At 64.1% G+C, this 3,083-nt stretch carries 1 protein-coding gene; it reads right to left on the reverse strand.

Going from position 1 to position 3,083, the window contains the following annotated elements:
- Nucleotides 1-2,936 (reverse strand): glycoside hydrolase family 38 C-terminal domain-containing protein (locus Q4P21_RS06605; RefSeq protein ID WP_303388009.1); only part of this gene is annotated, 2,936 nt, incomplete at its 3' end.
- Between the last annotated feature and the right edge of the window lie 147 nt (nt 2,937-3,083).

Here is a 3,083-nt window from a genome sequence, read left to right on the forward strand (position 1 = left end):
CCGAGCGGCTCGTACAGACGCACAATGACGTCCCCGCTGCGGTCATCGGCCAGCTTGACGGCCTCGATGAGGGCGGCGGGGGAGTCCGTGCGCAGCAGCGGCTCGATGGGGCGGCCGGTCCAGTCGCCCGGCACGCCATGCCACGGCAGGTTCATGGCGTAGCCCGCAGCCACGGCATCGGCCACGTCGGCGCCCACCACCAGCCCGTAGCTGAAGGAATGCTGGCCCTGGTCCGTCTCCGGATCGGGGAAACGGGGCCCGCGCAACAGCGACAGGCGCACGGTGGTGAAGCTGGAACCGTTGGTGCCGGGGTGCCGGGAAACGTCGTGCCCATAGGTGGAATCGTTGACGACGGCCGCACCAAAGCCGGGCTCACCCACATGCACCCAACGGTGCGCACACACCTCAAAACGGGCGTTGTCCCAGGACGTGTTCTCATGCGTGGCCCGCTGAATGTGCCCGTACTGGGTCTCAAAACGGGCGTGGTCGGCATGCACATCCAGCGGGAACGCGGCCTTGAGCAGCGTCTCCTGCTCGTGCCAGTCAACCTCGTTGTAGACCGTGATGACCTTCGAATCCGGGGAGATCCGCACCCGCTGGGTGATGTGGGAGGCACGGAAACTGCGCCTAATGGTGATCTCCGTTTGGCTCCCCAGCATGGTTACTTCCATCGAATCCAGTTCGCGCAGGTCCGTGACGGTGTTCTTGTAGAACTCGTCAATGTCCCACGCGTCCCACATGTTGGGGAAGTCGGTGTGCAGCTGCAGCAGGTTGGCGCCCTGCCCTTCCGGTACCAGCTCGCGGTTGGCGGCCACATCCACAATGGAGGAGATGACGCCATCTGCGCCAAAACGGACGGTGATAAGCCCGTTGCGTACGACGACGTCGATTCCGTCCTGCTCCACCGTCACCTCCGCTGTGGCAGGGTCAGGGACACCCGCACTGAGCGGGGCGATACCGCGCCGGGGGTACGGGGAGGCGTTGAAATGCAGGGCTGTTGCGATGTCCTGGGGCTCGACGGGCGCTTGGAGATCGATGGGGGCGAGGGCCTCCACCGCCGCAAAGATGATCTTTTGGAGGTCCTCGGCGATCCGGGCATACGCCTCGGCCGCCTCGCGATGCACCCACGCGATGGAGGAGCCGGGGAGGATGTCGTGGAACTGGTTCAGCAGCACCAGCTTCCAAATCCGGTCCAGTTCGTCATAGGGGTACTCGATGAGACCGCGTACAGCCGCCGTAGTGCTCCACAACTCCGCCTCGCGCAGCAGGTGTTCGCTGCGGCGGTTGCCCTGCTTCGTCAGCGCCTGGGAGGTGTACGTGCCGCGGTGCAGTTCAAGGTACAGCTCACCCTTCCACACGGGGGCGTTGGGGTACTCGGCCTCTGCTGCGGTGAAGAACTCCGCAGGACTGGCGATGGTGACCTGCGGGGAGCCCTCCAGGTTTTTCGTGCGTTTCGCCCGGGCCAGCATTTCGCGCGTGGGCCCGCCCCCGCCGTCGCCCCATCCAAACGGGATCAATGAATTCTTCGCGGCCCCCTTGTCACGAAAGTTCTGCACGGTATGTGCCAATTCGGCGCCGGAGAGCTGGGAGTTGTAGGTGTCCGCTGGCGGGAAGTGCGTGAACACGCGGGTGCCGTCGATGCCTTCCCAGTTGAACGTGTGGTGCGGGAACTTGTTCACGGTGTTCCAGGAAATCTTCTGCGTCAGGAACCATTTGGCGCCAGCCAGCTTCACGATCTGCGGCAGCGCGGCCGAATAACCAAAGGAATCAGGTAACCACACCTCCTGGCATTCCATCCCAAAGTTTTCGCGGAAGAAACGCTGGCCGTAGCTGAACTGCCGCGCCATGGCCTCGGATCCCACCATGTTCGTGTCCGACTCCACCCACATGCCGCCCACCGGGATGAAGCGGCCTCCGTCCACGGCTTCCTTGACCCGCGCGAACACCTCGGGACGCTGCTCCTTCAGCCATTCGTATTGCTGGGCCGAGGACATGACGAACTGCAGTTCAGGGTCCTGTTCAAGCAGATTCACCACATTGGAGGTGGTGCGGGCCACCTTGCGCACAGTTTCCCGCACAGGCCACAGCCACGCCGAGTCGATGTGCGCGTGCCCAATGGCCGTAATCTGGTGGGCGCTGGCGTTGGCGGGCTGGGCCAACACTCCGGCCAGCTGAGCGCGGGCCGCGGCCGCCGTGCCCGGTACGTCTGAAAGTTCGACGGCGTCCAGCGCGCGTTCCAGCGCGTACAGAATGTCCCAGCGGCGCGGGTTCCCCAGATCCAGTTCAGCCTGGAGCTGGTCCAGGACCTCAAGATCCTGCACAAGCTCCCAGACCTCGGTGTTGAAGATGTTGATGTCAGCACGGGCCATGGTGTAGCGCGGCTCGTCCCCGGCAGTGGACTTCTCACCCAGCTGCGTGGGAACGAATGGGTTGTCCGTGAACACGAAGGGGTTGGAGGCGGCTTCAACATAGAGGTCGATATCCTCGCCGCCTTCGGCACGGTCAGCGACCGGCAGCCAGGTGTTCAGCGGATTCAGTGCCTTCACGGCCGTCCCGTCCGGGCGGTACACGAGGCCCTCAGCCTGAAATCCGGGCCAAGACTGGCTGAACCCCAAATCCACCACCAGTTCAACCTTGCGACCCCGTGCGCTCACAGGGACCGTACCGGTCAGGTGGATCCACGTGGTGCCCCACGCCGGGCCCCACTGTTGGCCCACCTGGAAGGGGAGGTACTCAACGCCTTCGGTGGTCGGGCCGCCGTCGTGTTTGCTGCAACTTGGCAGGGCCACTGACGGCGCAACGGGTTCGCCTTGGCCGCCCTCCACCTGCCATGCCGTGAGGCGCAAAGGGGACACGGGCGTATGGATGGCCGGGATGATCCTTTCCACCAAGACTCGCTTGAGTCGGTTTTGGATGAGGCCGTGTTTGTCATGCATGGGCAGAAACCTTCCAGAAACTCACGGGGCCGGGGGAGTTGCATTGAAAGTCTAGTGGGGCGGGCACGGCCGGTGCCGCATAAGCTGTTGTGTTCCGCGGCAAAGGAGAAAAGCACGATGAACGAAAACCACGGCAGCACCGTCTGG

The sequence above is a fragment of the Arthrobacter sp. genome (assembly GCF_030540645.1).
Taxonomy (GTDB): domain Bacteria; phylum Actinomycetota; class Actinomycetes; order Actinomycetales; family Micrococcaceae; genus Specibacter.